18 protein-coding genes are annotated in these 24,421 nt (G+C 72.9%); 6 read left to right on the forward strand and 12 right to left on the reverse strand.

Annotated features, from left to right (window positions below):
• Positions 1-176: 176 nt before the first annotated feature.
• Entirely contained in the window at positions 177-1,352 is a 1,176-nt protein-coding gene (locus HTZ77_RS32855; RefSeq protein ID WP_175593623.1) for a 4-hydroxybenzoate 3-monooxygenase, read from the forward strand.
• A gap of 97 nt (positions 1,353-1,449) precedes the next feature.
• Here the strand turns inward: HTZ77_RS32855 and HTZ77_RS32860 are convergent, their stop codons facing one another.
• From HTZ77_RS32860 to HTZ77_RS32870, 3 genes are all read right to left on the reverse strand, one after another.
• Positions 1,450-2,796: an ABC transporter substrate-binding protein gene (locus HTZ77_RS32860; protein ID WP_175593624.1), complete on the reverse strand. Its 1,347-nt coding sequence runs from the start codon at positions 2,794-2,796 to the stop codon at positions 1,450-1,452.
• Positions 2,797-2,862: 66 nt separating this feature from the next.
• Positions 2,863-3,819, reverse strand: coding sequence for a carbohydrate ABC transporter permease (locus tag HTZ77_RS32865; protein ID WP_175593625.1), 957 nt, complete (start codon positions 3,817-3,819; stop codon positions 2,863-2,865).
• 2 nt (positions 3,820-3,821) lie between these two features.
• On the reverse strand, positions 3,822-4,739 hold the full coding sequence (locus HTZ77_RS32870) for a carbohydrate ABC transporter permease (RefSeq protein WP_328808908.1): 918 nt from the start codon (positions 4,737-4,739) through the stop codon (positions 3,822-3,824).
• A 259-nt stretch (positions 4,740-4,998) separates the two neighbouring features.
• On the opposite strand from HTZ77_RS32870, the gene HTZ77_RS32875 reads away from it, so the two are divergent.
• Positions 4,999-6,141, forward strand: coding sequence for a LacI family DNA-binding transcriptional regulator (locus tag HTZ77_RS32875; protein ID WP_205304160.1), 1,143 nt, complete (start codon positions 4,999-5,001; stop codon positions 6,139-6,141).
• A gap of 9 nt (positions 6,142-6,150) precedes the next feature.
• Here HTZ77_RS32875 and HTZ77_RS32880 read toward each other — a convergent pair whose 3' ends face one another.
• Entirely contained in the window at positions 6,151-6,795 is a 645-nt protein-coding gene (locus HTZ77_RS32880; protein WP_175593626.1) for a response regulator, read from the reverse strand.
• On the reverse strand, positions 6,783-8,000 hold the full coding sequence (locus HTZ77_RS32885) for a sensor histidine kinase (RefSeq protein ID WP_205304161.1): 1,218 nt from the start codon (positions 7,998-8,000) through the stop codon (positions 6,783-6,785). The genes HTZ77_RS32880 and HTZ77_RS32885 overlap by 13 nt, the downstream gene beginning before the upstream one ends.
• 117 nt (positions 8,001-8,117) lie before the next feature.
• Between HTZ77_RS32885 and HTZ77_RS32890 the strand changes: the two genes are divergently transcribed.
• Both HTZ77_RS32890 and HTZ77_RS46805 read left to right on the forward strand, forming a co-directional pair.
• Positions 8,118-8,825 carry an ABC transporter ATP-binding protein gene (locus HTZ77_RS32890; RefSeq protein WP_328808909.1) on the forward strand — a complete coding sequence of 236 codons (708 nt, stop codon included), beginning with the start codon at positions 8,118-8,120 and terminating at the stop codon, positions 8,823-8,825.
• Complete coding sequence (locus HTZ77_RS46805; protein ID WP_175593628.1) at positions 8,822-11,371, forward strand: ABC transporter permease; 2,550 nt, start codon at positions 8,822-8,824, stop codon at positions 11,369-11,371. Before HTZ77_RS32890 ends, HTZ77_RS46805 begins: the two co-directional genes overlap by 4 nt.
• An 80-nt stretch (positions 11,372-11,451) precedes the next feature.
• Here HTZ77_RS46805 and HTZ77_RS32900 read toward each other — a convergent pair whose 3' ends face one another.
• Both HTZ77_RS32900 and HTZ77_RS32905 read right to left on the reverse strand, forming a co-directional pair.
• A complete protein-coding gene (locus HTZ77_RS32900; protein WP_175593629.1) occupies positions 11,452-15,621 on the reverse strand; it encodes an AAA family ATPase in 4,170 nt (1,389 codons plus the stop codon).
• Positions 15,622-16,746: a metallophosphoesterase family protein gene (locus tag HTZ77_RS32905; protein WP_175593630.1), complete on the reverse strand. Its 1,125-nt coding sequence runs from the start codon at positions 16,744-16,746 to the stop codon at positions 15,622-15,624.
• A gap of 107 nt (positions 16,747-16,853) precedes the next feature.
• Between HTZ77_RS32905 and HTZ77_RS32910 the strand changes: the two genes are divergently transcribed.
• Positions 16,854-18,347 carry an alpha/beta hydrolase family protein gene (locus HTZ77_RS32910; protein WP_175593631.1) on the forward strand — a complete coding sequence of 498 codons (1,494 nt, stop codon included), beginning with the start codon at positions 16,854-16,856 and terminating at the stop codon, positions 18,345-18,347.
• Here the strand turns inward: HTZ77_RS32910 and HTZ77_RS32915 are convergent.
• The gene (locus HTZ77_RS32915) at positions 18,320-19,282 is read right to left on the reverse strand and encodes an alpha/beta hydrolase (RefSeq protein WP_175593632.1); all 963 of its coding nucleotides are present in this window, start codon (positions 19,280-19,282) and stop codon (positions 18,320-18,322) included. The two genes, HTZ77_RS32910 and HTZ77_RS32915, sit on opposite strands and share 28 nt — an antisense overlap.
• Before the next feature lie 264 nt (positions 19,283-19,546).
• On the opposite strand from HTZ77_RS32915, the gene HTZ77_RS32920 reads away from it, so the two are divergent.
• The gene (locus HTZ77_RS32920; RefSeq protein ID WP_328808910.1) at positions 19,547-21,043 is read left to right on the forward strand and encodes an LCP family protein; all 1,497 of its coding nucleotides are present in this window, start codon (positions 19,547-19,549) and stop codon (positions 21,041-21,043) included.
• Here HTZ77_RS32920 and HTZ77_RS32925 read toward each other — a convergent pair.
• The 4 genes from HTZ77_RS32925 to HTZ77_RS32940 are packed head-to-tail and all read right to left on the reverse strand — an operon-like array spanning position 21,018 to position 24,358.
• The gene (locus HTZ77_RS32925) at positions 21,018-21,989 is read right to left on the reverse strand and encodes an asparaginase (protein ID WP_175593633.1); all 972 of its coding nucleotides are present in this window, start codon (positions 21,987-21,989) and stop codon (positions 21,018-21,020) included. The genes HTZ77_RS32920 and HTZ77_RS32925 overlap by 26 nt on opposite strands.
• On the reverse strand, positions 21,982-22,800 hold the full coding sequence (locus HTZ77_RS32930) for an amino acid ABC transporter permease (RefSeq protein ID WP_175593634.1): 819 nt from the start codon (positions 22,798-22,800) through the stop codon (positions 21,982-21,984). Before HTZ77_RS32930 ends, HTZ77_RS32925 begins: the two co-directional genes overlap by 8 nt.
• On the reverse strand, positions 22,797-23,441 hold the full coding sequence (locus HTZ77_RS32935; protein ID WP_175593635.1) for an amino acid ABC transporter permease: 645 nt from the start codon (positions 23,439-23,441) through the stop codon (positions 22,797-22,799). The genes HTZ77_RS32930 and HTZ77_RS32935 overlap by 4 nt, the downstream gene beginning before the upstream one ends.
• A complete protein-coding gene (locus HTZ77_RS32940) occupies positions 23,441-24,358 on the reverse strand; it encodes a glutamate ABC transporter substrate-binding protein (RefSeq protein ID WP_175593636.1) in 918 nt (305 codons plus the stop codon). The genes HTZ77_RS32935 and HTZ77_RS32940 overlap by 1 nt, the downstream gene beginning before the upstream one ends.
• Positions 24,359-24,421 lie beyond the last annotated feature (63 nt).

The following is a 24,421-nucleotide window of genomic DNA, read 5'->3' on the forward strand; positions in this document are numbered from 1 at the left end:
CCGGTCCGCCCGGGCACTTTGGCGGGTTTCCGGTATCCGCTGGCCATATCCCGGTTGGGGGCTGCCGCTGCCGCGACCACAGTGGTGAGTGCAGGCCGCACGCTCCCGTGCGGCACGGCGGCCGTGCGTCTGCGGCACGGCCGGTCGTTCCCTTCGCCGAAAGGCTCGCACAAGACATGGTTGAGACAGCGGAGAACACCACCGTCGTCATCGTCGGCGCCGGAGTGGCCGGGCTCACGCTCGGCAACTTCCTCCTGCGTAGCGGCATCGGCTGCGTCGTCGTCGAGAAGCACAGGCGCTCATACGTCGAGAAGCGGCAGCGTGCGGGTGCCGTCGACAGCCGCGGGGTGCGGATGTTCCGCGAGTGGGGGCTTGAGGACGTCGTGAAGGACGGCGTCCCTCTCAAGGAGGTCATCGGCGGCACCTGGATCGACGGGGTCATGTATCCCCTCGGGTTCGAGGACGAGGACACCGACACCGTCCTCTGCCCCCAGCAGGTCCTCGTCCGCAATCTGACCGACACCTTCCTGCAGGCCGGCGGCGACCTGCGCTTCGAAGCCCTCGACGTCAGCCTGGAAGACCTCGACAGCGAGCGTCCCACCGTGCGCTACCGCACCCCTGACGGTTCGGCCGCGACCGTCACCTGCGACTTCGTCGCCGGCTGCGACGGTTTCCACGGCGTCAGCCGGGCCTCCGTCCCCGCCGGCGCGCTCACCCTCTACTCCCACGAGTACGAGTACTCCTGGCTCAGCGTCCTGGCCGAGGTTCCGACCAGCCCCTTCGGCATGGCGATCCACGATCGCGGCCTGGCCGCGCGGTTCCCCCGCGGCGCGGACGCCAGCCGCCTCTATCTCCAGTGCCCGGCCGGCGACACTCCCGAGCAGTGGCCGGACGAGCGCGTCTGGAACGAGGTGCGAGCCCGCTTCTGCGCCGACGTGCCCACCGGCCGCATCGTCGACAAGCGGATCGTGCCTCTGCGGTGCGTGGTGTTCAGCCCGATGAGCCACGGCCGCCTCTACCTGCTCGGCGACGCGGCCCACATCGTCCCGCCGATGAGCGCCAAGGGCATCCACCTCGCCCTCCACGACACCGAGGTGTTCGCCCGCGCGATCATCGCGAAGGTCCGGGAAGGCGAAGCGAGTCTGCTCGACGGCTACTCCGACACCTGCCTGAGCCACGTCTGGAACTACCAGGCGTACGCGATCTGGATCACTGATCTGATGCACGACGCCGGCGACGCCTCCTACGAGGGAGCCTTCCGCAAGGAGATCGCCCGAGCGGAACTGCGGCGCCTGAACGACTCCCCCGCGGCCGGCCGCCTGTACAACGCATTGAGGGCCGGGCTGCTCTAGCACTCCGGGGGCGGCATGAAGCACGAGGACGGCCACCACGTGATCATTCGGAGTCCGCGAGGACACGGAAGATCGCGTGGTGGCCGCGCTCGGCGCGTCACTGCATGGTGAAGCCCTGCTCCTGGCCGTACTTCACGGAGGCGTCCTGCCACGCCTTCAGGCCGTCCTGCAGCGTGGTGCCGCTGATGTACGCCTTGCCGACGGTGTCGTTGAAGACGCTGTTGGCGTAGACCTGGTACGGCAGGTAGGACCAGCCGCTCACGACCTGGCTCGCCGACTCGGCGAGGACCTGGTTGACCTGCTGGTCGCCGAAGTAGGGGAACTTCTTGTCCTTGAACTCCGGCGAGTTGAGCTGCGCGGTGGTCGCGGGGAACGCGCCGCCGTCCACGCGGGTCCGCACGCCCTCGTCCACGTTGGCGAACTTGAGGAAGGCGTAGGCGAGCTGCTTGTTGGCGGCGCCCTCCGGGATGGCCAGCGAGCTGCCGCCGTTCTCGGAGGTGGCCTTGCCGCCGCTCTCCCACTGCGGCATGGGGGCGACCCGCCACTTGCCGGCCCCGGCCTTGACGCCGGTCTCCAGGTTGGCCGGCATCCAGGCGCCGATCACGAGCGTGGCGATGGTGCCGTCACCGAGACCCTTGTACCAGGCGTCGCTCCACGAGGCGATCGGCGCGACCAGCTTGCCGCTGACGAGCTGCTGCCAGGCCGCGGTGTACTTCTGCGTGCCCGCGTCGCCGAAGTCGACGCCGACCTTGGTGCCGTCCACCTTGTACGGCTTGCCGCCGGCCTGCCAGATCATGCTGGTGGTGAAGCCGGCGTCGCCGACGTCGTTGGCGATGTACGCCTTGGGGTCGGCCTCGTGCAGCTTCTTGGCCGCCGCGATGTACTCCTCCCAGGTCTTCGGCACCTCGATCTTGTGCTTGTCGAAGACGTCCTTGTTGTAGAACAGGGCCATCGGGCCGGAGTCCATGGGCAGGCCGTAGATGCCGCTGCCGGAGTGGACCGAGTTCCACGGGCCGGGGGTGAAGGTGCCGTCGAGCTTGTCCGCGCCGAAGGCCGTCAGGTCGGTGACCGCCTTGCCGAGCGCGAACTGCGGCAGGGCGTAGTACTCGATCTGGGCGACGTCGGGCAGGCCCGAGCCGGCCTTGACCGCGTTCTGCAGGGCCGTGTACTGGTCGTTGCCGGTGCCGGCGTTGACCAGGTTGACCTTGACCTTGGGGTACTTGGTCTGGAAGTCGGCGACCACCTTCTTCAGGGTGGGCTCCCACGCCCAGACCGTGATGCTGCCGCCGGCGTTCAGCGCGGCCTGGAGGTCGTCGGCCGACGCGCTCCGGGTGGCGGCGGCGGTCCCGGATCCGGTGTCGCCGGAGGTGCCGCAGGCGGTGGCGAACAGCGATACCGACAGTGCGGCGCCCAGCAGCAGGGCGTGGCGGCGGGTTGTCGTCATGGATGTCCCTTTCATGGGGTGTGCCAGGTCGGGGGTGGCGTGCGTCGGCGTGGGCGTCGGTGTGGGCTAGCCCTTGACGCTCCCGGCGGCCAGTCCCGACTGCCAGTACCGCTGGAGCAGCAGGAACGCCGCGATCAGCGGGACGATGGTGAGCAGCGATCCGGTGATCACCAGGTTGAAGATGACCTCGCCGCCGGCGGTGGTCGCCTGGGCGTTCCAGCTGTTGAGGCCGAGCGTGAGCGGGTACCAGTCCGGGTCCTTCAGCATGATCAGCGGCAGGAAGTAGTTGTTCCACGTCGCGACGACGGTGAACAGCAGGACCGTGACGATCCCGGGCGCCAGCAGCGGCAGGCTGATGCGGAAGAACGTCTGGAACTCGCGGGCGCCGTCCACGCGCGCCGATTCGAGGATCTCGTCCGGGACGGCGTCGGAGGCGAACGTCCACATGAGGTAGAGCCCGAACGGCGAGATGAGGGAGGGGATGATGATCGCCCACGGCGTGTTCGTCAGGCTCATGTTGGAGAACATGAGGAACGTCGGGACGGCCAGCGCCGTGCCGGGCACCGCGACCGCGCCGATGACGACCGCGAACACGGCCTTCTTGCCGGGGAAGTCGAACTTCGCCAGCCCGTACCCCGCGATCGTCGCGAGCAGCGTCGCGCCGCCCGCGCCGACGACCACGTACAGCAGGGTGTTGAGCAGCCAGCGGGTGAAGATGCCGCCGCCGTAGGTGAAGGTGCCGGCGATGTTGTCGAACAGCGCGAAGTCGCCGTCGAACCACAGGCCGAACGAGCGGAACAGCCCCTCCTGGGTCTTGGTGGCGTTGATCACCAGCCAGGCCAGCGGCAGGAGCGTGTAGACCAGCATGACGGTGGTCAGGACGGTCAGCGTGACGCTGCGCCGGTTGCGCCGTGGGCGACGCCGGATCACCAGCGGGCCGGCGGCGGCCCTGCCGCGCGCTCCGCGGCGCGGGGCGCGCGGCTCGCGGGCGGTGGCGGTGGCGGAGGAGGTGGTGGCGGTCATGGTCAGGCCCCCTTGCGCATGCCGCGGAGCTGGACGACGTAGGCGATGACCATGGTGATCACGCCCATGACGATGGCGACGGTCGCCGAGTAGTTGAACTGCTGGCCGCGGAAGGACAGCGAGTAGGCGTAGTAGTTCGGCGTGAAGTACGTCGTGATCGCGTTCGGCGCCAGGTCCCTGAGGATGGCCGGCTCGTTGAAGAGCTGGAAGCTGCCGATGATCGAGAAGATCGTGGCGATCAGCAGCGCGCCGCGCAGGGCGGGCAGCTTGATCGCCCAGACGATCCGGAGCTGGCCGGCGCCGTCCATCTCCGCCGCCTCGTACAGCGACGGGTTCACCACCCGCAGGGCGGAGTACAGGATCAGCATGTTGTAGCCGACGAACTCCCAGGTCACGATGTTGCCGATCGAGGCGAGGATCAGGTCGGACGACAGCGGGTCGGGCAGCGACACCCCGAGCAGGTCGTTGAGGTTGCCGATGAGGCCGAACCGGGTGCCGTACATGAAGCCCCACATCAGCGCCGCCACCACGGCGGGGACGGCGTAGGGCAGGAAGACCGAGATGCGGAAGAAGCTCGCCCCGTACAGCCGGCCGCTGTCGATGGCGAGCGCCACCAGCAGCGCCAGGAACAGCATGATCGGGACCTGCACGACCAGGAACAGCGCCACCCTGCCGAAGGCCGACCAGAACTGCGGATCGCCCAGCGCCTTGACGTAGTTGTCGGCGCCGACGAACGTGGTGCCGCCGATGAGCTGGGTGCGGAACAGGCTCAGGTAGACCGAGTACGCGATCGGCGCCAGGAAGACGAGCGCGAACACCGCCATGAACGGTCCCACGAACCGCCAGCCCGTCCACGAGCGCCGCCCCGGGGACGCCGCCCTCCTCCCGCTCGGCGCGCCGGCCTGCGGTGTTGCGACCACCGGTTCCTCCTCCCTGCCGGGGTGCCCGGCCCCTCGGATGATGTTTACGTAAACATTATCCTTATGAGGAAGCCCCCGGTTCAGGCCGGGCCGGGGGTTGTCGGAGAAGATCCATCAGGGGATGTTTACGTAAACGTCCGTGCGGTATCGTGGCACCGCCCACACGGGCCGTCAAGGTTTCCCGGACGTTAACGGCCGTACGGGAGGTCACGACTTCGCACGAGGTCGCGTCCTCGCCCGGCGACGAAGGGCGGGCAGCATGGGAGCAGAGCAGGCGGACACCCCGATCAGCGGGGACGTCCCACGGGACGACCGGGAGCACACGGGCACCCCGATCAGCGGGAGCGCCCGGCGCGGCGGGTCCGACATCCCAGGCGGACGCCGCAAGCAGCGCGTGTCCATGGCCGACGTCGCCAAGCTGGCGGGCGTGTCGTCGCAGACCGTGTCGCGGGTCTCGAACGGCCATCCCGGCGTCATCGACTCGACGCGCGAGCAGGTGCTCGCCGCCATGCGCGAGCTGGGCTACCGGCCCAACAGCGCCGCCCGCGCGCTGCGGTACGGCCAGTTCAACACCATCGGCGTCATCCTGTTCAGCCTGGCCTCGACCGGCAACAGCCGCACCGTCGAGGCGATCGCCACCCACGCCGCCGCCGAGGGGTACGCCATCACGCTCATCCCCATCGACGTGCCGACCCAGGACAACGTGCTCGGGGCGTTCACCCGGATGGGCGAGCTGGCCGTGGACGCGGTCATCGCCATCATCGAGATCTACCTGCTCGACACGGTCACCGTGACGCTGCCGCCCGGGGTGCACGTCGTGGTCGTGGACTCCGACGCCGGCGACCGTTACAGCGTCGTCGACACCGACCAGGCCGACGGGGCGCGCCGGGCGGTCCGCCACCTGCTCGACCTCGGCCACCGCACCGTCTGGCACGTGACCGGGCCGCGCACGTCGTACGCCGCCCTGAGCCGCGCCCGGGCCTGGCGCGCCACGCTGGAGGAGGCCGGGCGGCCGGTGCCGCCGCCCCTGCCCGGCGACTGGTCGGCCGGGTCCGGCTACGCCGCCGGACTGGCGCTGGCCGGCGAACCCGGTTGCACGGCGGTGTTCGCGGCCAACGACCAGATGGCGCTCGGGCTGCTGCGCGCCTTCCACGAGCGCGGCCGTACCGTGCCGGGCGAGATCAGCGTGGTCGGCTTCGACGACATCCCTGACTCGGCGTACTTCGTGCCGCCGCTGACCACGGTCCACCAGGACTTCGCCGAAGTGGGGCGGAGGTGCGTGCGGCAGGTGCTGGCCCAGATCCGCGACGGACAGTCGTCGCGCCCGGGCACGGACCTCGTCCCCACCAGCCTGGCGGTGCGCCAGAGCACCGCTCCCCCGCCGGCGGGCGCCACGTCGTGAGCCGGCCGGTCACCCCTTGAGATAGGCGAGCACGGCGAGCACCCTGCGGTGGCCGCTCTCCGAAGGCGGCAGGTCGAGCTTGCTGAAGATGTTCCTGATGTATTTGTTGACCGCGCCGTCGCTGATGACCAGCCGCTCGGCGATCCCCGCGTTGGAGCGGCCCTCGGCCATCAGCCCCAGCACCTCGCGTTCGCGGGGCGTCAGCCGGTGGAGCGGGTCGTTCGCCCGGCGCCGCACCAGGAGCTGCGCGATGACCTCCGGGTCGATGACGGTGCCGCCGGCCGCCACCCTGCGCAGCGCCTCGACGAACTCCCCCACCTTCCCGACCCGCTGCTTGAGCAGGTAGCCGACTCCGCCGGCGCCGTCCTGGAGCAGCTCGGCCGCGGAGCTGTCCTCCACGTACGACGACAGCACCAGCACCGGCAGCCCGGGCACCCTGGTCCTGGCCTCGACGGCGGCGCGCAGCCCCTCGTCGCGAAAGCCCGGCGGCAGCCGCACGTCCACCAGGAGCGCGTCCGGGGCGTGGCCGTCCATGGCGTCGAGCAGGTCGGCGGCGTTGTCCACGGCGGCGGCCACCTCGACCCCCTCACTGGCCAGCAGCATGGACAGGCCCTCACGCAGCAACGCGTCGTCCTCGGCGATCACAACCCGCACGGCACCTCCACCCTCACCACGGTCGGCCCGCCCGGCGGACTGGTCAGCATCGTACGGCCGCTGAAGGCGGCCACCCGCCGGTCGATCCCCGCCAGCCCGCCGCCCGGTCTCACCTGGGCCCCGCCGCGGCCGTCGTCCTCGACCTCGACGACCAGCACCGCGCCCTCGGTGCGCAGGCGCACGTGGGCGGAGCCGGCGCCGCTGTGCTTGGCGAGGTTCGTCAACGCCTCGGCCACGGCGAAGTAGGCGGCCGTCTCGACCGCGGCCGGCAGGCGCGGGACGTCGTCGACCGCGACCGCGCACGGGACCGGAGAGCTCGCGGCGAGCGCCGCGATGGCGCCGTCCAGGCCGCGCTCGGTCAGGACCGGCGGATGGATGGTGCGCACCACCCTGCGCAGGTGGGTCAGCGCGTCGGACGCCGCTTCGTGCGCGCGTTCGGCCAGCCTGCGGGTGTGCTCCGGCGCCTCGGCCAGGGAGCGCTCCAGCATGCCCAGGTTCATGAGCACGCCGACCAGACGGTTCTGCGTCTCGTCGTGCAGGTCGCGTTCGATGCGTTTGAGCTCCTGCTCGTGCGCCTCCAGGGCGGCGGCGCGGGCGGCGTTCACCACGGCCAGCCGGGCCTGTCGGGGCGGGCGGAGCAGCAGGCCGCTGAGCCGCGCGCTCAGCCGCGCGAGCGGCACGGGCACGACGAGGGCGAGCAGCGCGTAGCCGAGCCCGACCGCGATCCCGCTCAGCGCGGAGGGCCAGGAGTCGACGGGGTAGCCGAGCAGGGAGGTGCCCGGCACCGCCCGCCACCACAGCGGGACCGTGAGGGCGTTGACGGCGAACAGCGGCAGCGCCAGCGCGAGGTATCCGGCCGCCGTCCCCGCCACGCCGTGCACCAGCAGCCAGACGAAGTCCCGGTAGGTCGCGGGGTCGGACAGCACGGCCCGTACGCGCAGCGGCAGCGCCCCCTCGATCGGCTGGTAGCGCTCGGCCGCCGGCGTGCCGAGGAACGCGGCGACCCTGCGCCGCTGCCGGGAGGCCAGCCGGCGCGTCCAGGACGCCAGCGCGGGCATGACGGCCAGCCCCACCCCGGCGGGGGCGAGCGCCGCGGCGAACGTGACCGCCGAGAACATGACCAGCGCGAGCAACCCCATGCCCAGGTCGGCGACCAGATGGCGGACCGCCCTGACGGAGGCGGGAAGGCGCGGTCGCAGGTGCACAACCCCACATTGTCGCGGATCAGCGGGATCGCGACGCCAGGGTGGTGCCTGCACCACCCTGGATCGCCTCGCTGGGGGGATGGGGACGGCCGGGCGCGCGACCGTACGTTGTCCTGCGTGATTCAGGTGGAGGAACTGCGCAAGACGTACGGCCGGGTGGACGCCCTCGCGGGGGTCACCTTCGCGGTGGGCACGGGTGAGTTCGTGGCCGTCATGGGGCCTTCCGGATCGGGCAAGAGCACGCTGCTGCAGTGCGCCGCCGGTCTGGAGCGCCCGACGTCCGGACGGGTGCGGCTGGCGGGCGTCGAGGTGGGCGAGCTGGACGAGACGGGTCTGGCGGCGCTGCGCCGGGAACGGATCGGTTTCGTCTTCCAGGCCTACAACCTGCTGCCCGCTCTCGACGTGGCCGACAACATCACCCTGCCGTTGCGGCTGGCCGGGAGACCGTTCGAGCGCCGCCAGGCGGCCGAGGCCGCCGCCCGGGTCGGCATGGCCGACCGGCTCACGCACCGCCCGGCCGAGCTGTCCGGCGGCCAGCAGCAGCGAGTGGCCCTGGCCCGGGCGCTCATCACCACCCCCGAGGTGATCTTCGCCGACGAGCCGACCGGAGCGCTCGACACCCGCAGCGCGCGGCAGGTGCTGGAGCTGCTGCGCGACCTGGTCGACCGGAGCGGGCAGACCGTCGTGATGGTCACCCACGATCCGGTGGCCGCCTCCTACGCCCATCGCATCGTCTTCCTCGCGGACGGCCGCCTGGCCGGGCAGATCGACGCGCCGTCGCCCGAGCTGGTGGCCGAGCGCATGACGAAGCTGGGCGACTGGTGATCCGGCAGTTCGTCGGGGCCGACAAGGGGGGTCTGGCGGGATCCTTCGTCGCCCTGCTGGCGGCCTCGGCTCTCGTCACCGCCTGCGGCGTCCTCCTGGGGTCGGGTCTCGGCGGCGGTGTCGCGGCCGAACGCTACGCCGGCGCGCCGATCGTGATCAGCGGTCCCGACTCCGTGGACGGCAAGCCGCTGCCCGAACGCGCCCCGATACCGCGCGCCCTGGCTGACCGGATCGCCCGGGTACCGGGCGTGCGCGCCGCCGTCGCCGACGTCGGCTTCCCGGTGGACGTGTCGGGCGAGGACTTCGTCGCCGCCCGCGGGCACGGCTGGGCCTCGGCCGCGCTCGCCCCGTTGCGGCTGCGCTCCGGCCGGCCGCCGGCCGCTCCGGGCGAGGTGGTCGTGTCCGAGACGATCCCCGCCGGCGCCAGGATCGGCGCGTACCGGGTGGTGGGCGTGGTCGAGGGCGTCACGCGCGAGCCCGTGGTGTTCTTCACCGACGCCGAGGCGGCCAGGCTGTACGGGCGGCCGCACCTCGCCGACGCGATCGGCGTCCTGGCCGCTCCCGGCGTGACGGACACGGACGCCCTCGCGGACCGGATCGAGCAGGCGCTGTCCGGGAGTCAGGCGCCGACCGCGAAGCAGACGCAGACCGGGAGTCAGACGCCGTCCGAGAAGCAGGCGCCCTCCGCGAAGCAGACGCCGTCCGAGAATGAGGCGCCGTCCGAGTTTGAGGTGCCCTCCGCGGACCAGGCGCCGTTCGGGAACGATGTGCGTGTCTTCACCGGAGCGGCTCGGGGCGGCGTCGAGTTCGGTGACGTCGGCCGGGCGCGCGGCGACCTGCAGGCGATGGGCGGGTCGTTCATCGGCTTCACCGTCATGATCGCCACGGTGGTGGTGACGGGCACGCGGTCGCTGGCCGCCCACCGCAGGCGCCGTCAGACGGCGCTGCTGCGCATCGTCGGCGCCGCGCCCGGCCAGGTGCGCGCGATGTTCGCCCGGGAGATGCTGGCGGTGTCGCTGGTCGCCGGACTGCTCGGCGCCGTGCCCGGCGGACTGCTCGCCACGCTGCTCCTGCGGGCCATGGCCTGGACCGGGATGGTCCCCGCCGACTTCGCCGTGTCCTCCGGGCCTGTCCCGTACCTGGCCGCGCTCGTCGTCTGCGTGCTGATGGCGCAGTTCGCCGCCTGGACCGTCAGCCGCCGTGAACTGCGCATCCCACCCGCGAGGGCGCTGGCGGAGGCGTCGCTGGAACAGCCGGGCATGAGCCGGGGCCGGCTGGCGGCCGGGACGGCGCTGCTGCTCGCCGGGACGGCGGCGGCGCTGCTGCCGCTCTGGTTGCGTGGCGTGTTCGGGGTGGCGCTGGCCGCCTCCGGCGGCCTCCTCATGATCATCTCGCTGGTGGTGCTGGGACCGCCGCTCGTCCGCGCCGGCACCCGCCTGCTGCGACCACTGCTGCGCCGCCGGTACGGCGCGGAGGGGTACCTGGCGGCCGCGAACTCGCTGGCCGGCTCGCACCGCCTGGCGTCCGCGGTGTCGCCGATGATCCTCGCCATCGGTTTCGCGCTGATCCAGCTCGGTACCGCCACGACCGCGGCCGCGGGGGCGGAACGGGAGGTCACGGAGGGCGTGCTGGCCACCCACGTGCTGCGCGGCGGCCCGTACGGGCTGGATCCGGCTGTGGCGGCGGACGCGCGCACCTGGCCGGGCGTCGAGGCCGTGACCCCGGTGGCGCGCACCCGAGCCTTCGTGGAGACCGTCATGCTGGACAGTTCGGAGCTCCTGGACTACGAGGCTCAGGGAGTCGACTCGACGCGGGCGCTCGACCTGGGCGTCACCGAAGGGAGCCTGAAAGGGCTCGGAAAGGGAACGGTGGCGATCAGCGTCACCGCCGCCGAGACGCTGGGCGTGCGGCCGGGCTCCACGATCCGGATCCGGCTCGGCGACGGCACGCCCCTGCGCTCCCGGGTGGTGGCCGTCTACCGGCGCGGGCTCGGGTTCGGCGACCTCACGTTGCCGCGCGAGCTGGTCCTCGCGCACACCGCGACCCGCAGGGACGACTCGGTGCTGCTCCGCGTACGTCCGGGCGCCGACCTCGCGGCCATGGTGGCCAGGCATCCGGGGGTGACGCGGAGCGACATGTCGGCCGTGGCGCGCGGCGACCAGTTCGCCGGCCTGCTGAGCAGCGCGCTGCCGCTCATGCTGGTCTTCGGGTACATCGCCGTGTCCGTCGGCAACTCCCTGGTGCTGTCGGTGAGCGAGCGCGGCGGGGAGTTCGGCCTGCTGCTGCGGGCCGGAGCCGGCCGCGGGCAGGTCATGCGGATGATGCGCGCCGAGGCGCTGCTGGTCGCGGCGCTGGCGACCGGGCTGGGGACGCTGGCGACCGTGTTGCCGCTGGCGATGGTGAGTTACGGCCTGACCGGCTCGGCGCTGCCGTATGTCCCGCCGTGGCTGTACCTGGTGATCGTGGGTGGGACGTCGCTGCTGGGCGCGGTGTCGCTGCTCGTTCCCGCCCGGATCGTCCTGAGCGCTGAGGGGAGGTCGTCATGAACAAGTGGATGTGGACCCTGCTGATCCTGGCGCTGATCGTGGCCGTCAACGTCGCCCTGACCGTGTGAGCCCGCCTCGGCTCAGGTGGACGGGGAGACGTGCGTGCTGAGGGTCGAGCCGGTGCGGGTCTTGGTGACCTTGAGCTGGGCCGGGATGCGGCCGCGCAGCTCGGCGACGTGGCTGATGATGCCCACCGCGCGCCCCCCGTCGCGCAGCCCGTCGAGGATGTCGAGCACCCCGTCGAGCGTGTCCTCGTCCAGCGTGCCGAACCCCTCGTCCACGAACAGCGTGCCGATCTCCGCCCCGCCCGCCTCCGCCGTGACCACGTCGGCCAGCCCGAGCGCCAGCGCGAGCGAGGTGATGAAGCTCTCGCCGCCGGACAGCGTGGCCGGGTCGCGGTCCACGCCCGTCCACCCGTCGGACACCCGCAACCCCAGCCCGCCGCCCGACCGCCCCCGGGCGCCGGCCGTCTTGCGCAGGTCGTGCTGGAGGAGATAGCGGCCGGCCGACATGTGGTCGAGCCGTTCGTTGGCGGCGTCGACCACCTGCCTGAGCCGCTCCCCCAGCACGAACGACGACAGGCTCATGCTCCACTGGTTGTCGCCGGACGTGCCGCTGGCCAGGGCGGCCAGGCGTTCGGCCAGCCGGTGCCGTTCGGCGGCCGGACGCCACCGGTCGATGCCCGCCTCCAGCTCCGCGATGAGCTCACGCAGCCGCCGTTCCCTGGCCTCCGCCCGGTCTCGGGCCGACGCGAGGGCGGTGTGGGCGCGCTCGGCCTCGTCGCGTTCGGCCTCCAGCGTCCCCAGGTCGGGTACGGGCTCGGCAGCCGCGGCCACCAGTTCGGGGTCGGCGAGGGTCGCGGTGACCGCCGCGTACTCGTCGTCCAGCCGCCGCAGCGCCTCCGCCCTGCGTTCCTGCTCGGCCGGGGTACGGGCCGCGCCGGCCGCCTCGGCCGCGTCGCCGAACCCGGCCTCTGCCGCCGCCCGCTCGGCGGCGCGCGCCGCCTCGGCGCGTTCCCGCTCGGCGGTGGCGGCCCGCTGGGTCGCCTCCAGCGCCTCGCGGAGCAGTTCGGCCTCGTCGTTCAGCCGGGACAGGCGCGCGGTGAGGGTCACGTCGCCGCCGCGCGCGCTGTCGAGCCGGGCGGTCAGGCGCGTCGCGTCGCCGCTCAGCTCTTCCTGGCGGGTACGGCCCGCGGCCAGGCGCGCGGTGACCCGGCGGGCCCGTTCCTCCAGCTCCAGCCGCTCGCGCGCCAGCCTCGCCGCCTCGGCCGCCAGTGAGGGCTCCCGCCCCGCCGACGCCCTCAACCGCCGCACGGCTTCCTCGGCCTCGGCCAGAGCAGCGGCCCCGACCTCCGGCGGAAGCCCCACGCCCTGCGAATACTCCACGCTCTGCGAATACTCCAGGCTCTGCGAATACTCCAGGCTCTGCGGAAGCCCGCCCTGCTGGGGAAGCCCCGCCTGCCGGGAAAGCTCCGCGTCTCCCCGTGAGGTCGCGTCGCCGCGCGAAGGCGCGACCTCTTGAGAGAGCGCGCCTCCCTCTGGGGACCCAGCCCCTGGCGAAGACGCACCGCCTTGCGAGAACGCAGCCCCTTGCGAAGACGCACCGCCTTGCGAGAACGCAGCCCCTTGCGAAGGCGCACCGTCCTGCGAGAACGCACTCCCGTGCCAAGGCGCGCCACCCTGCGAAAACGCGGCCTCTTGCGAGGGCGCGTCCGTGTCACCAAGCGGGCCGTGTTCGAAGAGGGTCTCCGGCGTGTCCTCCAGGCGTACGCCGGACATCTCCTGCGGGATCGCCGGGCGGAACGGGGCGAGGACGGTCAGGTCGCTCTGGAGGAGGCGGGTGGCCAGGCGGGTGCGCTCGGCGCGCAGACGGCTCTGGTGGGCGCGGCGAGCGGCCAGTGCTTCGCCCAGCTCCCGGGATCGCGCCCGCACCTGTTCGCGCTCCGCCTCGATCCGCTCGTACGCGGCGGCCAGTCCCGGCTCCTGGGCGGCGAGCGCCTCCAGGCGCCCCACCTCACGCTTCGCCTCCCGGACGGCCGACTCGGCGGCGTCGAGGTCCAGCCCGCGCGTGGCCTCGGCCGCGTCGGCGTGGCGTGACTGGAGCGTGGCCAGCGCGCGCTCGGCCGCCTCACGCTCGGCGAGGGCGCGTTCGTGGGCGCTCTCGGCGGCACGCTCGTCGTCGGGTGACGGGGCGCTGGGCGCGGGTGCGGCGGGCGCGGGGTGGTGGTCGGAGCCGCACACCGCGCAGGGACGGCCCTCGGTCAGGTCGCGGGCCAGCTCGGCGGCCATACCGTCGATGCGGGCCTGGCGGATGTCGAGCCAGCGTTCGCGCAGTTCCTGAGCCCTGTCCACGAGCGCCTGGCGGGCGGCGGAGGCCGTGTCGATCTCGGCCGCGAACGCGTCGCGGCGCCGGACCGTGTCGCGGGACACCCTCGCGGCGTCGAGCGCGGCGCTCGCGGCCGGGATCGCGGCCGCCTCCGCGCGCGTGGCGGTCAGCCGTTCGTGGGCCTGGGCGAGCCGTGCGGGCAGCTCGCGCTCGGCGGCGGCCACCTCGGCCTCCTGCCGCTCCAGCCGGGTGATCTCGTCGCCCACGCGGACGAGGTCACGGTCGACGCCGATGAACTCGGCGGCGCAGGCGCGCACGGCTTCGGCGGCCGGGATGCGGGCCGCGTCCAGGCGCGCGGAGACGAGTCTGCGCTCGGCCTCCTCCACCAGGGCGGGCAACGTCGCCAGCCGGGCCGTGGTGGTCTTCTCCTCGGTCACGAGCTGGGCCAGCTCGCCCTCGACGCGGGTCAGGTCGCGGCGGACCACCAGCAGCCTGGCCTCCTCGGTGAGGAGCTCGGACAGGCGGGCGATCTCCGCCTGCCGCTCCCGTTCGAGCGTGGCGAGCCGCTCCGGCTCCACCATGCGGAGGGAGGTGGGGGCGGCGGCTCGGGCCGACGGCGGCGAGGTGTCCGCGTGACCGGACGGGACGCCCTCCGGGTGCGCGGTGTCCGCGTCAGCGTTCTGGACGCCGTCGCGCCGCGCGACGCTCTCCCCCGTCCGGGCACCGGGGGACGTGGTGGGCGCGGCGTGAAGGAGAGGGCGGGCGCGGGCCACGGCGTCGGCGGCCAGGGCGTGGGCCTTGGTGGCCGCCTCGGCGCGCTGGCGGGCGGCCATGACGAGCGGCAGGACGCGGTCCGCGCGCAGCGCGTCGTCCAGGATCGCCTGGAGCTCGGCCCGCTCGTCGGCGCGCTCGTCGAGGGTGCGGCGCATCGTCAGCGCCTCGGCGTGGCGCCGCTGGCGGGCGGCGAGGGCCGAGGCCTGCTCGTGGCGGACGCGGGCCGTTCTCAGTGCGCGCTCCGCCTCGGCGTGGCCGGCACCGGTACGGGACACGACGGCGCGGGCCGCGTCGAGCAGGGCCCCCGCCCAGCCCAGCGGGTCGTCCTCCGGCGACGGCTGGGACGCGCCCGGGGTCGCGCCGGTCGTTTCCCCTGCCTCGGACGCGCGCTTCGCCGGGGAGAAGGCGGGGGGCCGGGGGGAAGGGACGTTGATCAGGGAGCCGGAGAGGTCACCCAAGCCGTCCGCGGTCGTCGGCAGGTCGGGGCCCGCGGCCTCCTGGAGGCGCTGGATCGCGTAGTCCACCTGCTGCCGCAGCTCGACCTGCTCCCGCCACGTCTGCTTGCGGTGCTCGGCCAGCCACGACTCCGCCTGCGTGAACACCTTGACCGTGAACAGGCGCTCCAGCAGCCGGCGCCGGTCGTCGCCGTCGGCGCGCAGGAAGCGGGCGAAGTCGCCCTGGGGCAGCATGGCGACCTGGCAGAACTGGTCGGCGTTCATGCCGAGCAGCCCCCCGATGAGGTCGCCGGCCTCGTCGGAGCGGGTGGTGAGCCCCTGCCAGCCGCCGCCGGCGCGCTCCTCCACCACCACCTTGGCCTTCTCCTCGGTGACGCCCGTGCCGCGCAGCTTGGGGCGCTGCCAGACCGGCGAGCGGCGCACGCGCAGCCGGCGGCCCCGGATGGTGACCTCCAGCGTGACCGACGGGCCCGTGCCGGGCGGGGCGTGGTCGCAGCGCAGGGCGCGGGCGCTGTTGCGCTGGCCGGGCACCTGGCCGTACAGGGCGAAGCAGAGCGCGTCGAGGATGGTGGTCTTGCCCGCGCCCGTGGGGCCGTGCACGAGGAACAGGCCCGCCTCGGCGAGCGCGTCGAAGTCGACCGTCTCCGTGCCCGGGAACGAGCCGAAGGCGGTCAGGGAGAGCAGGTGCGGGCGCATCTACGCCATCGCCTCCTTCATGCGCGACGCCTCGACGGCCTGTCGCAGCAGCTCCTCCTCGTCGGGGCCGGCGGGTTCGCCGCGTACCTCGCGGACGAAGTCGAGCGCCACCTCCGCCTCGGGACGGCCGCTGAGCCGCACGGGGGCGGCGGCGGGCGCCGCGCCGACCGGGTCGAAGGACAGGGCGAGCGTGTGCGGGAAGCGGGCGCGCAGCCGGTCCATGGCGGACTTGGGCCGCACCGGGTCGGTCAGGGTGATCTGCAGCCAGTGGTCCTCGTGGACGGCGTACGAGGGAGCGGCGAGCAGGTCGTCGAGGAGGCCGCGCAGGCGGGCCACCGGCCGGGGCACGGGCGCCGGCACGAAGTCGGCGGAGTCGACCGCTCCGGAGGCCCCGATCGTCACCAGCCACGAGCCCTTGACGTGATCGGCCTCGGAGAAGGAGTAGGCCAGCGGCGAGCCGGAGTAGCGGACGGTCTCGGACATGCGCTGGCGGCCGTGCAGGTGGCCGAGCGCGACGTAGCTCACCCCGTCGAAGGCGGTGAGCGGCACGTGGGCGACGCCGCCGACGGTGATGTCGCGCTCGCTGTCGCTCGCCTCTCCCCCGGTGACGAACGCGTGGGCGAGGACGACCGAGGCGCGGCGGCGGGCCGCGTCGGCGCGCACGCGCTCCATCGCGTACGTCAGCGCCGCCGTGTGGCTGCGCTCGTCCAGCTCCCAGGGGGCGCGGACCAGCTCGGGCTCCAGGTAGGGGATGCCGTAGAAGGCCACGTCGTCGACGAGCACCGGCTCCCAGGCGCGGGCGGGGTCGGTGCGCAGGTGGACGCCGGAGGCGTCGAACAGCGAGGCGCCGAACCCGAGGCGCCGCGCCGAGTCGTGGTTGCCGCTGATGAGGATCACCCGCGCGCCCGCGGAGCGCAGGCGCCCCAGCGCCTCGTTGCACAGGGAGACCGCGTCGACCGGGGGCAGCGCCCGGTCGTAGACGTCGCCGGACACCGCGACCACGTCGACCCGCTCGGCGCGCACCGTCTCGACCAGGTGGTCCACGAACGCCGCCTGCCCCTCCAGCAGGCTCTCCCGGTGGAACGAGCGCCCGAGATGCCAGTCGGAGGTGTGCAGGATCCGCATGTCGCAGGAAGCTAACAGGTCCCACCGACAAATGCGGCCTCATACGCCACAGAACCCGGGAGTAGGCTGGAAGATCAGCGGGCAAACCAACGCACATGGGGAGGCCGATGGGCGCGGGCCGTGGCGCTTTGAGCGTCGCCGCCGGTCTGGTGCTGGTGGCTCTGGCGTGCGTCGGCTACGTGCTGCCTCCCGCGTTCGATCCCCCGCCGCTCCAGGCCGACCACGCGTTCCAGGCGATCCCGGCGCAGCCGCGCGGCGAGCTGCGTCCCGTGGCGCGCAACGCGCGCATCGCCGAGCAGAGCGTGACGGTCCGGGCCGAGGGCCAGCCCCTGGAGGGCACCGTGCGGGCGCCGCTGACGCCGGGACGGCATCCGGCGCTGGTGTTCGTGTCGGGGTCGGGCAACGGGTCGCGGACGGAGTTCACCCCGCAGGCGGAGTTCCTGGCCCGGGCGGGCGTGGTGACGCTCGCCTACGACAAGCGGACGGTGGGCTACAACTTCCGCGACCGCGACTTCGGCCTGCTGGCCGACGACACGCTGCGCATGGTGGCGCTGCTGGCCAAGCGGCCGGACGTGGACCCGTCGCGGATCGGGCTGTGGGGCGTGAGCGAGGGCGGCTGGGTGGTGCCGATCGCGGCGGCGAAGAGCCCGTCGGTGGGGTTCGCGGTGCTGGTGTCCTCGCCGAACGTCTCCCCGCTGCGCCAGGTGGCGTGGGCGCTGAACGAGCAGCTCCTGCGGCTGCGCGCGCCGATCGGGGTGCGCGACCTGCTGACGCGGGCCATGGGCGGGGTGGGCTTCGACTTCCTGCGCTACGACGCGATGCCGGCGCTGCGCCAGGTCAGGCAGCCGGTGCTGGCCTTCTACGGCACGCAGGACCCGTCGATCCCGTTCGTGGAGTCGACGCGGGCGCTGACCACGGCGCTGTCGGGGTCGGGCAACGACCGCTACACGATCCGCTTCATGGCCGGCGGCGACCACGCGATGCGGATCAACGGCGGCGACTTCACCCCCGGTTACCTGGACACCCTCGCCAACTGGATCATCGGCCTGCCGGGCACGGCGGTCCCGGCGGTGCACCTGGCGGGCGCGACGCCGGTCCAGCGGTTCGCTGCGGCGGACGTGCCGGCCGCGCCGTGGTACGCGGGCGGCGCGATGCTCGGGCTGACGCTGTGCCTGACCGCGGTCGGCTACGTGGCCGGCCCGGTCGCCGTCATGCTCGTACGGCTGCGTGGCGGGCCGCTCGTGCTGGGCGAGACCGACGCGCGGCTGTGGCCGCCGATCCGGCGGCGGCTGACCAGGATGGCGTGGACGGGGCTGGGGATGCTGGCCTCGGTGGTGCTGTTCATCACGGTGCTGGTGCTGTTCGCGGTCAACCAGGCCGGGGCGTGGCCCGCGGTGCTGGCCGGCTGGGTCATCGTGCGGGTGCTGGCCGCGCTGATGCTCGTGCAGGAGGTGACCGCGGTCGCGGCGGTGGTGTCCGCGCTGCGCGAGGGGATGCGGCCGAGCCGCTGGCAGCACGTGGCGATGGCGGGCGTGCTCGGCGGCACGGGGCTGCTGCTGGTGGCGGCCGCCTATTACGGCTTGTTCGCGTTCCCCTGGTAGGCGTCCGGTTCCCGGTGGCCGTCCGAAGGGTCCGCGGTGACGTACGCGTCCATCCAGCGGTCGATCTCGGCGAACACGCGCCTGCGCACCGGCTCGGCCGACAGCACCAGGTCGTGGACGCCGTCGGGCACGCGCACGCACGTGACGTGCGGGCCCACGCAGGTGGACCAGCGGGCGATGTGCTCGGGGTCGAGGACGACGTCGGCCGACCTGGCCTCGGGGACGAAGTCGCGCACCCGCAGCCCCCGGGACGAGGCGAGCACGAGCACGGGCACGTCCACGGCGAGCCCGGCGTGCAGGCGGCGCTGCGCGCGGCGGATCGCGGCCAGCCACATGGCGTGCACGGAGAACCCGCCGAGCGGCTTCAGGTCCAGGTCGTAGTCCCACTCGCCGCCCTCGGAGCGGTGCAGGGTGCGGCCGTACACGGTGCTGGGAGGCAGCGGCAGCGCCCTGCTGGTGTACGAGAGCGGGGTCTTGAGCAGGTCGGCGGCCACGCGGAGCGGGGTGGGCACGTTGAGGTCGAAGAACGGGCTGTTGAGGACGAGCCCCCGCACGAGGCCGCGGCCGCGGACCCGGTCGGCCCACAGGGACGCGACGAGCCCGCCGGTGGAGTGGGCGTTGATCGTCACCTCGTCGTGGTCGCGGCCGATGAGGCGGACGGCCTCGTCGATCTCGGGGAAGTACTCGGTGATGCTCCTGACCAGGCCCCGGGTCTGGTGGGGCAGCAGCGACCGGCCGTACTTGCGCAGGTCGAGGGCGTAGAAGTCGATGCCGCGCGCGATGTAGTGCTCGGCCAGGTGGTCCTGGAAGAAGTAGTCGGTGAACCCGTGCAGGTAGAGCACCGCCCGGCGGGAGCCCGTGCGCCGGGAGACGAGCGTGGCGACGACCTCGCCCTCGAAGTCGGGCTTCATCGGCAGAACGGTGATCTCGTACATAAGAGACACCATAGGGTTTCGCCGCTTTGGTGGGCATCCCGGGCGGACCCTCCGGTCCTGGCGAAGATGGGGACGCGGGGCCCGGCGGGGCGCTTCAATATCCGGCAGAGCGGTCATCCGCGTCAGGCGGGCCGCCGCGCGGCCGAGCCCGACGGCGAATCGGCTGTTGATGTTCACTCCGGCATAACGAGAGATTTCGCATTGGACGCGTAGGCTGCCGCCTCGATTCGGCCTACGAAGTGGTTCACGGGGAACGGGGATGGCGTGGGGCAGGCAACGAAACCGGTGAGCGCCCGGGGCGTCCTCGGCTGGCTCGCGCTGTCGGCGCTCGCACCCGGCGCGGCGCACCTGCGGGCCGGGTGGCGCACGACCGGGCTCGTGCTGCTCAGCCTGTACGTGGCGCTGCTGCTGGCGCTGCTCGCCGTGGTGCTGACCACCGACAACCTCCTCGGCAACGTGGTCGCCGAGGACTCCTGGCTCGTGTCGATCACCTCCGCCGCGGCGGTGCTGGGCGTGGCCTGGTTCGCCCTGGTCGTCCACTCGTTCGTCGTGCTGCGGCCCGGCGGGCTCCCGCAGGCCGGGCAGATCCTCACCGGCACGCTCGCGGGGCTGATGGCGGTGCTGGTGGTGCTCCCGTTCGGGCTGACCGCGCAGTACGTGTGGACCTCGCGGCAGGCCATCGACGGCATCTTCACCGCGCCCGAGACCCCGCAGCCCGTGGCGCAGGGGTCGTCCCGGCCGCAGGACCCGTGGGCGGGCCGTGAGCGGGTCAACATCCTGCTGCTCGGCGGCGACGCCGACGACAACCGGATCGGCGTGCGCACCGACAGCATGAACGTGGCCAGCGTCGATGTGAAGACCGGCAACACCGTGCTCATCAGCCTGCCCCGCAACCTGGAGGACGTCCGGTTCCGGCCGGGCACGCCGATGGCCCAGCACTTCCCGGACGGCTTCCGGCTGCCGCCCGACCCCGGCGGCGGGCGCAGCGACCTGCTCAACAGCGTGTGGGAGTACGCCGACGCGCACCCCGAGATCTTCGGCGGGAAGCAGCACCAGGGCCCCGGGGTGCTGATGGACACCATCGGCTACACGCTCGGCCTCAAGATCGACTGGTACGCGCTGGTCAACATGTGGGGCTTCGCCCGGCTGATCGACGCGATCGGCGGCGTGCGGATCCACGTCGAGCAGGACGTGGTGTTCGGCAAGTACAACGAGGGCCTGGTCAAGGCGGGGACGCGGAAGCTGAAGGGCGCCGACGCCATGTGGTACGCCCGCTCGCGCACCTACAGCGACGACTTCACCCGGATGCGCCGTCAGCGCTGCGTCATCGGGGCGCTGCTGGACCAGGCCGACCCGGCGACCGTGCTGATCCGCTTCCGCCGCATCGCGCTGGCCACCAAGGAGCTGATCCGCACCGACATCCCGCGGCCGATGCTCAAGGACCTGGTACCGCTGGCGCTGAAGGTCAAGGGCGCGAAGGTGACGAGCGTCCAATTCGTGCCGCCGCTGATCAACACCGGCTACCCCGACTGGGAGAAGATCCGCCAGGTCACCCGCGACGCGATCCACGCGTCCACGCGGGGCGTCCCGGCCGGCGTGGTCGCGAGCGCCACGCCCGCGCCGACCGCCTCCGCCACGGCGGCCACACCTCAGACGACGCCGTCGGCCGAGACGGGCACGCCGGGGCCGCGCAGGACCCCGAAGGCCAAGACGTCCGACACCCCGGCCAAGTCCCTCACCGAGGGCTGCGGAGGGGCGTGACGATCCGTCCCACCGGGACGCCGCCGCCCAGCACGTCCACGCGCTCGAACTCCTCGGCGCCCGACACGTCCACCCCCATGCGGCGCAGGACCGCCAGGGCGACGGCCGTGGTGGCGCGCGGGCTGCCGTCGACGACCTTCACGGCCACCGCGTGCCCGGAGCCGAGCGCCACGACCAGCACGCCCTCGGCGCCGCCCTTGACCAGGGCGCCGGGCAGGGCGCGCATCAGCTCGGTGTTCTGGTGTCCGGTGCCGCCGACGTACTCGGGGTGGGTGCGCATGGCGTCGGCGACCTGGCGCGGCCCGCTGCCCGGGGCGGCCGTCACGAGGGCGCGCACGGCCCGCGCGAGGCCGGTCAGCGACAGCCCGAACAGCGGCGCGCCGCAGCCGTCGACGGCCACGTGCGCGGCCTTCTCCCCCGCCAGCTCCTCGGTGACCGACCGGACCTTCTGCTGGAGCGGGTGCTCGGCGGACAGGTACGACCGCACGTCCCAGTCGTTGGCGACCGAGGCGGCCAGCATGGCGGCGTGCTTGCCGGAACAGTTCATGCGCTCGCGGGTGGGGCCGAGGCCCTGCCGGATCAGCGCGTGCGCGGTCGCCTGGTCCTCGGGCCAGGACGGCGGGCAGGCCAGGGCGTCGAAGCCGAGCCCGTAGTCGGCCAGGATCTCGCCGGTCACCCGTACGTGGAAGTCCTCGCCCGTGTGGCTGCCCGCGGCGATGGCCAGGCGCGGGCCGGCCAGCGCGGCGCCGGCTGTGAGGCAGGCCAGCGCCTGGAACGGCTTGGTGGAGGAGCGGGGCAGCACCGGGGCGTCCACGGGGCCGAGCGCGACCTCCGCGTGGCCGGACGGGTCCAGGCCCACGGCGCTGCCGTAGTGGACGCTCTCGGTGAAGCCGGAGCGCACGACCTCGGCGAGAACGGCGTAGCTCGACGCGGCGGGGTCAGACACGGGTGGTTCTCCTCCTGAGGACGGCGCGCCGGCGGGCCTCCAGCGTGCGGGCGAGCTTGGACAGCGACATGTTGACCACCAGGTAGACCAGCGCCACCACGATGTAGGTCTGGATGAGCAGCCCGTTGTAGTTGGCCAGCACCTTGGAGCTGTAGAGCAGCTCGGTGTAGCTGACGACGAAGCCGAGCGAGGTGTCCTTGAGCAGGCCGACCGACTGGCTGACGATCGAGGGCAGCACCCGGCGGGCCGCCTGGGGCAGCACGATCAGGCGCATGGTGCGCCCCGGGGTCAGCCCGACGGCCAGGCCGGCCTCGCTCTGGCCACGCTCGACGGACAGGATGCCGGCGCGGAAGATCTCGGCGAACGACGCGGCGTGCGACACGCTCAGCGGCACGACCAGCTTCCAGAACAGCGGCAGGTCCAGCCCGTAGCGGGGCAGCGCGAACAGCACCACGTACACCAGCAGCAGCGCCGGCACGGTCCGCACGACCTCGACGTAGCCGGCGGCGGGCACGCGCGCCCACCGCCGCGGCGACAGGCGGCCGAGCCCCAGCACGAGGCCGAACGCCATGGCGAGCGCCGCGGACACCACGGCGGCCAGCGCGGTCGAGCCCAGGCCGTTCAGCAGGTAGCGCCACATGGGCCAGGTCGCGTACGGCTGCCAGCGGGCGGCGTCGAGCTGGCCGTTGGCGGCGAACTGCCGCACGGCGAGCACGGCGAGCGCCACGGTGGCCAGCGCGCCGATCACGGTGGCGACGCGCATGCGCCGCCGGGCGCGCGGGCCCGGCTCGTCGAAGAGCATGGTGCTCATCGGAGGATCACCAGCCTCTTCTCCAGGCGTCCGGTCACGAAGCCGGCGCAGGCGGCGAGCAGCGCGTACGCGAGCCCGGCGCCGACGAAGATGGGGATGGGCTGCGCCTCGACCAGGTTCACCCGGTTGGCGGCGGCGGTGAGGTCGATGACGCCGACCGCGCCGGCCAGGGCGGTGTTCATGGTCAGGGCGATGAAGATGTTGCCGAGCGGCTGGACGACCGTGCGCAGCGCCTGCGGCAGGATCACGTGCCGCAGCGACTGGGTGAACGTCAGCCCGATCGCCCGGGCCGCCTCGCCCTGCCCCCTGGAGACGGCGTTGACGCCGGAGCGCAGCGCCTCGCCGATGTAGGCCGCCTCGTACACCGCGATGACCACGATCGCCGTCACGAGCAGGTCGGCCTGGATGCCGATCTCGGGCAGGCCGAAGACCGCGAGGACGAGCAGCACCAGCAGCGGCAGGTTCTGGAACGTCTCCACGTACGCGGTGCCGATGGCGCGCAGCACGCGTACGGGGCTCACGCGCAGGGCGGTGACGACCACGCCCAGCACCGCCGCGCCGAGGAAGGACGCGGCGGTGAGCTGGAGCGTGACGATCAGGCCCTGCCAGAGCTCGGGCAGGTGATCGAGGATGACGGACATCAGGATCCCGGGACGGAGCCGATCTTGGGCGGCTGGGGCGCGTCGCCGGTGACGACGGTGCCGATGGAGTTCTTCCAGATGCCCTGCCAGACGCCGTTGCCCTGGATCTTGCCGAGCCAGTCGTTGACGAACGTCTTCATCTGGTCGTCGCCGTGCTTGAGCCCGATGCCGTAGGGGTCGACGGTGAAGGGCTTGGTGACGATCTCGATGGAGGGGTCCTTCTTGGCGTCGGCGATCAGCAGCGTCTCGTCCTGCACGTAGGCGACGCCGCGGTCCTGCTTGAGGGCCTGCACGCACTCGGGGTCGCTGCCGAAGGTGATGATCTCGGCCTGGGGGGCGAGCTTCTTGATCGCGGGGATGGCCGGGGTGTTGGCTCCAGCGAGCACCTTCTTGCCGTTCAGGTCCTCCGGCTTGGCGATGCCGGAGGTGCCCTTCTTCACGGCGATCGTCAGGCCCGAGGTGTAGTACGGGCCGGCGAACGCGACCTGCTTCGCGCGCTCCTCGGTGATCGTGTACGTCTGGAAGACGACGTCCACGGTGCCGTTGGACAGCAGCGCCTCCCGCGTCTCCGACGCCGAGTTGACGATCTTGACCTTCGGCTCGCCGAGGATGTACTTCGCCAGCGCCTTGCCCAGGTCGGCGTCGAAGCCCTCGACCTGACCCGTGGCGGGGTTCTGCTGGGACAGGAGCGGGGCGTCGAGCGAGCCGCCCACGAGGAGCTCGCCGCGCTTCTTGATCTTCTCCATGGTCGAGCCGGGGAGGATCGCGGCCGCCTCGGCGACGGGGGCGTTCGCCAGCACGTCGGTGGCGGCGGTCTTCGACTCGCCGGGCACGGCGGGCACGGCGGTGTTGCTCGTCTCGCCGCAGGCCGTCAGGCCTAACACGGAGACGGCGACGACAGCGAGCATCTTCTTCATGAGCGTCCACTTCCTTCGATGTCGAAGATAAAGGGGACCGTAATGGTGGATTTCGTACGAAGT

Origin of the sequence: Nonomuraea montanisoli (assembly GCF_013363975.1) — a bacterium.
Lineage (GTDB): Bacteria > Actinomycetota > Actinomycetes > Streptosporangiales > Streptosporangiaceae > Nonomuraea > Nonomuraea montanisoli.

Bases quoted from the DNA above. Each gene is read 5' to 3' on its own strand.
- HTZ77_RS32905 (WP_175593630.1), bottom strand. From the start codon at position 16,746: ATGCGGATCCTGCACACCTCCGACTGGCATCTCGGGCGCTCGTTCCAC.
- HTZ77_RS32940 (WP_175593636.1), bottom strand. From the start codon at position 24,358: ATGAAGAAGATGCTCGCTGTCGTCGCCGTCTCCGTGTTAGGCCTGACG.
- HTZ77_RS32865 (WP_175593625.1), bottom strand. From the start codon at position 3,819: ATGACCGCCACCACCTCCTCCGCCACCGCCACCGCCCGCGAGCCGCGC.
- HTZ77_RS32855 (WP_175593623.1), top strand. From the start codon at position 177: ATGGTTGAGACAGCGGAGAACACCACCGTCGTCATCGTCGGCGCCGGA.
- HTZ77_RS32875 (WP_205304160.1), top strand. From the start codon at position 4,999: ATGGGAGCAGAGCAGGCGGACACCCCGATCAGCGGGGACGTCCCACGG.
- HTZ77_RS32860 (WP_175593624.1), bottom strand. From the start codon at position 2,796: ATGACGACAACCCGCCGCCACGCCCTGCTGCTGGGCGCCGCACTGTCG.
- HTZ77_RS32935 (WP_175593635.1), bottom strand. From the start codon at position 23,441: ATGTCCGTCATCCTCGATCACCTGCCCGAGCTCTGGCAGGGCCTGATC.
- HTZ77_RS32900 (WP_175593629.1), bottom strand. From the start codon at position 15,621: ATGCGCCCGCACCTGCTCTCCCTGACCGCCTTCGGCTCGTTCCCGGGC.
- HTZ77_RS32930 (WP_175593634.1), bottom strand. From the start codon at position 22,800: ATGAGCACCATGCTCTTCGACGAGCCGGGCCCGCGCGCCCGGCGGCGC.
- HTZ77_RS32910 (WP_175593631.1), top strand. From the start codon at position 16,854: ATGGGCGCGGGCCGTGGCGCTTTGAGCGTCGCCGCCGGTCTGGTGCTG.
- HTZ77_RS32915 (WP_175593632.1), bottom strand. From the start codon at position 19,282: ATGTACGAGATCACCGTTCTGCCGATGAAGCCCGACTTCGAGGGCGAG.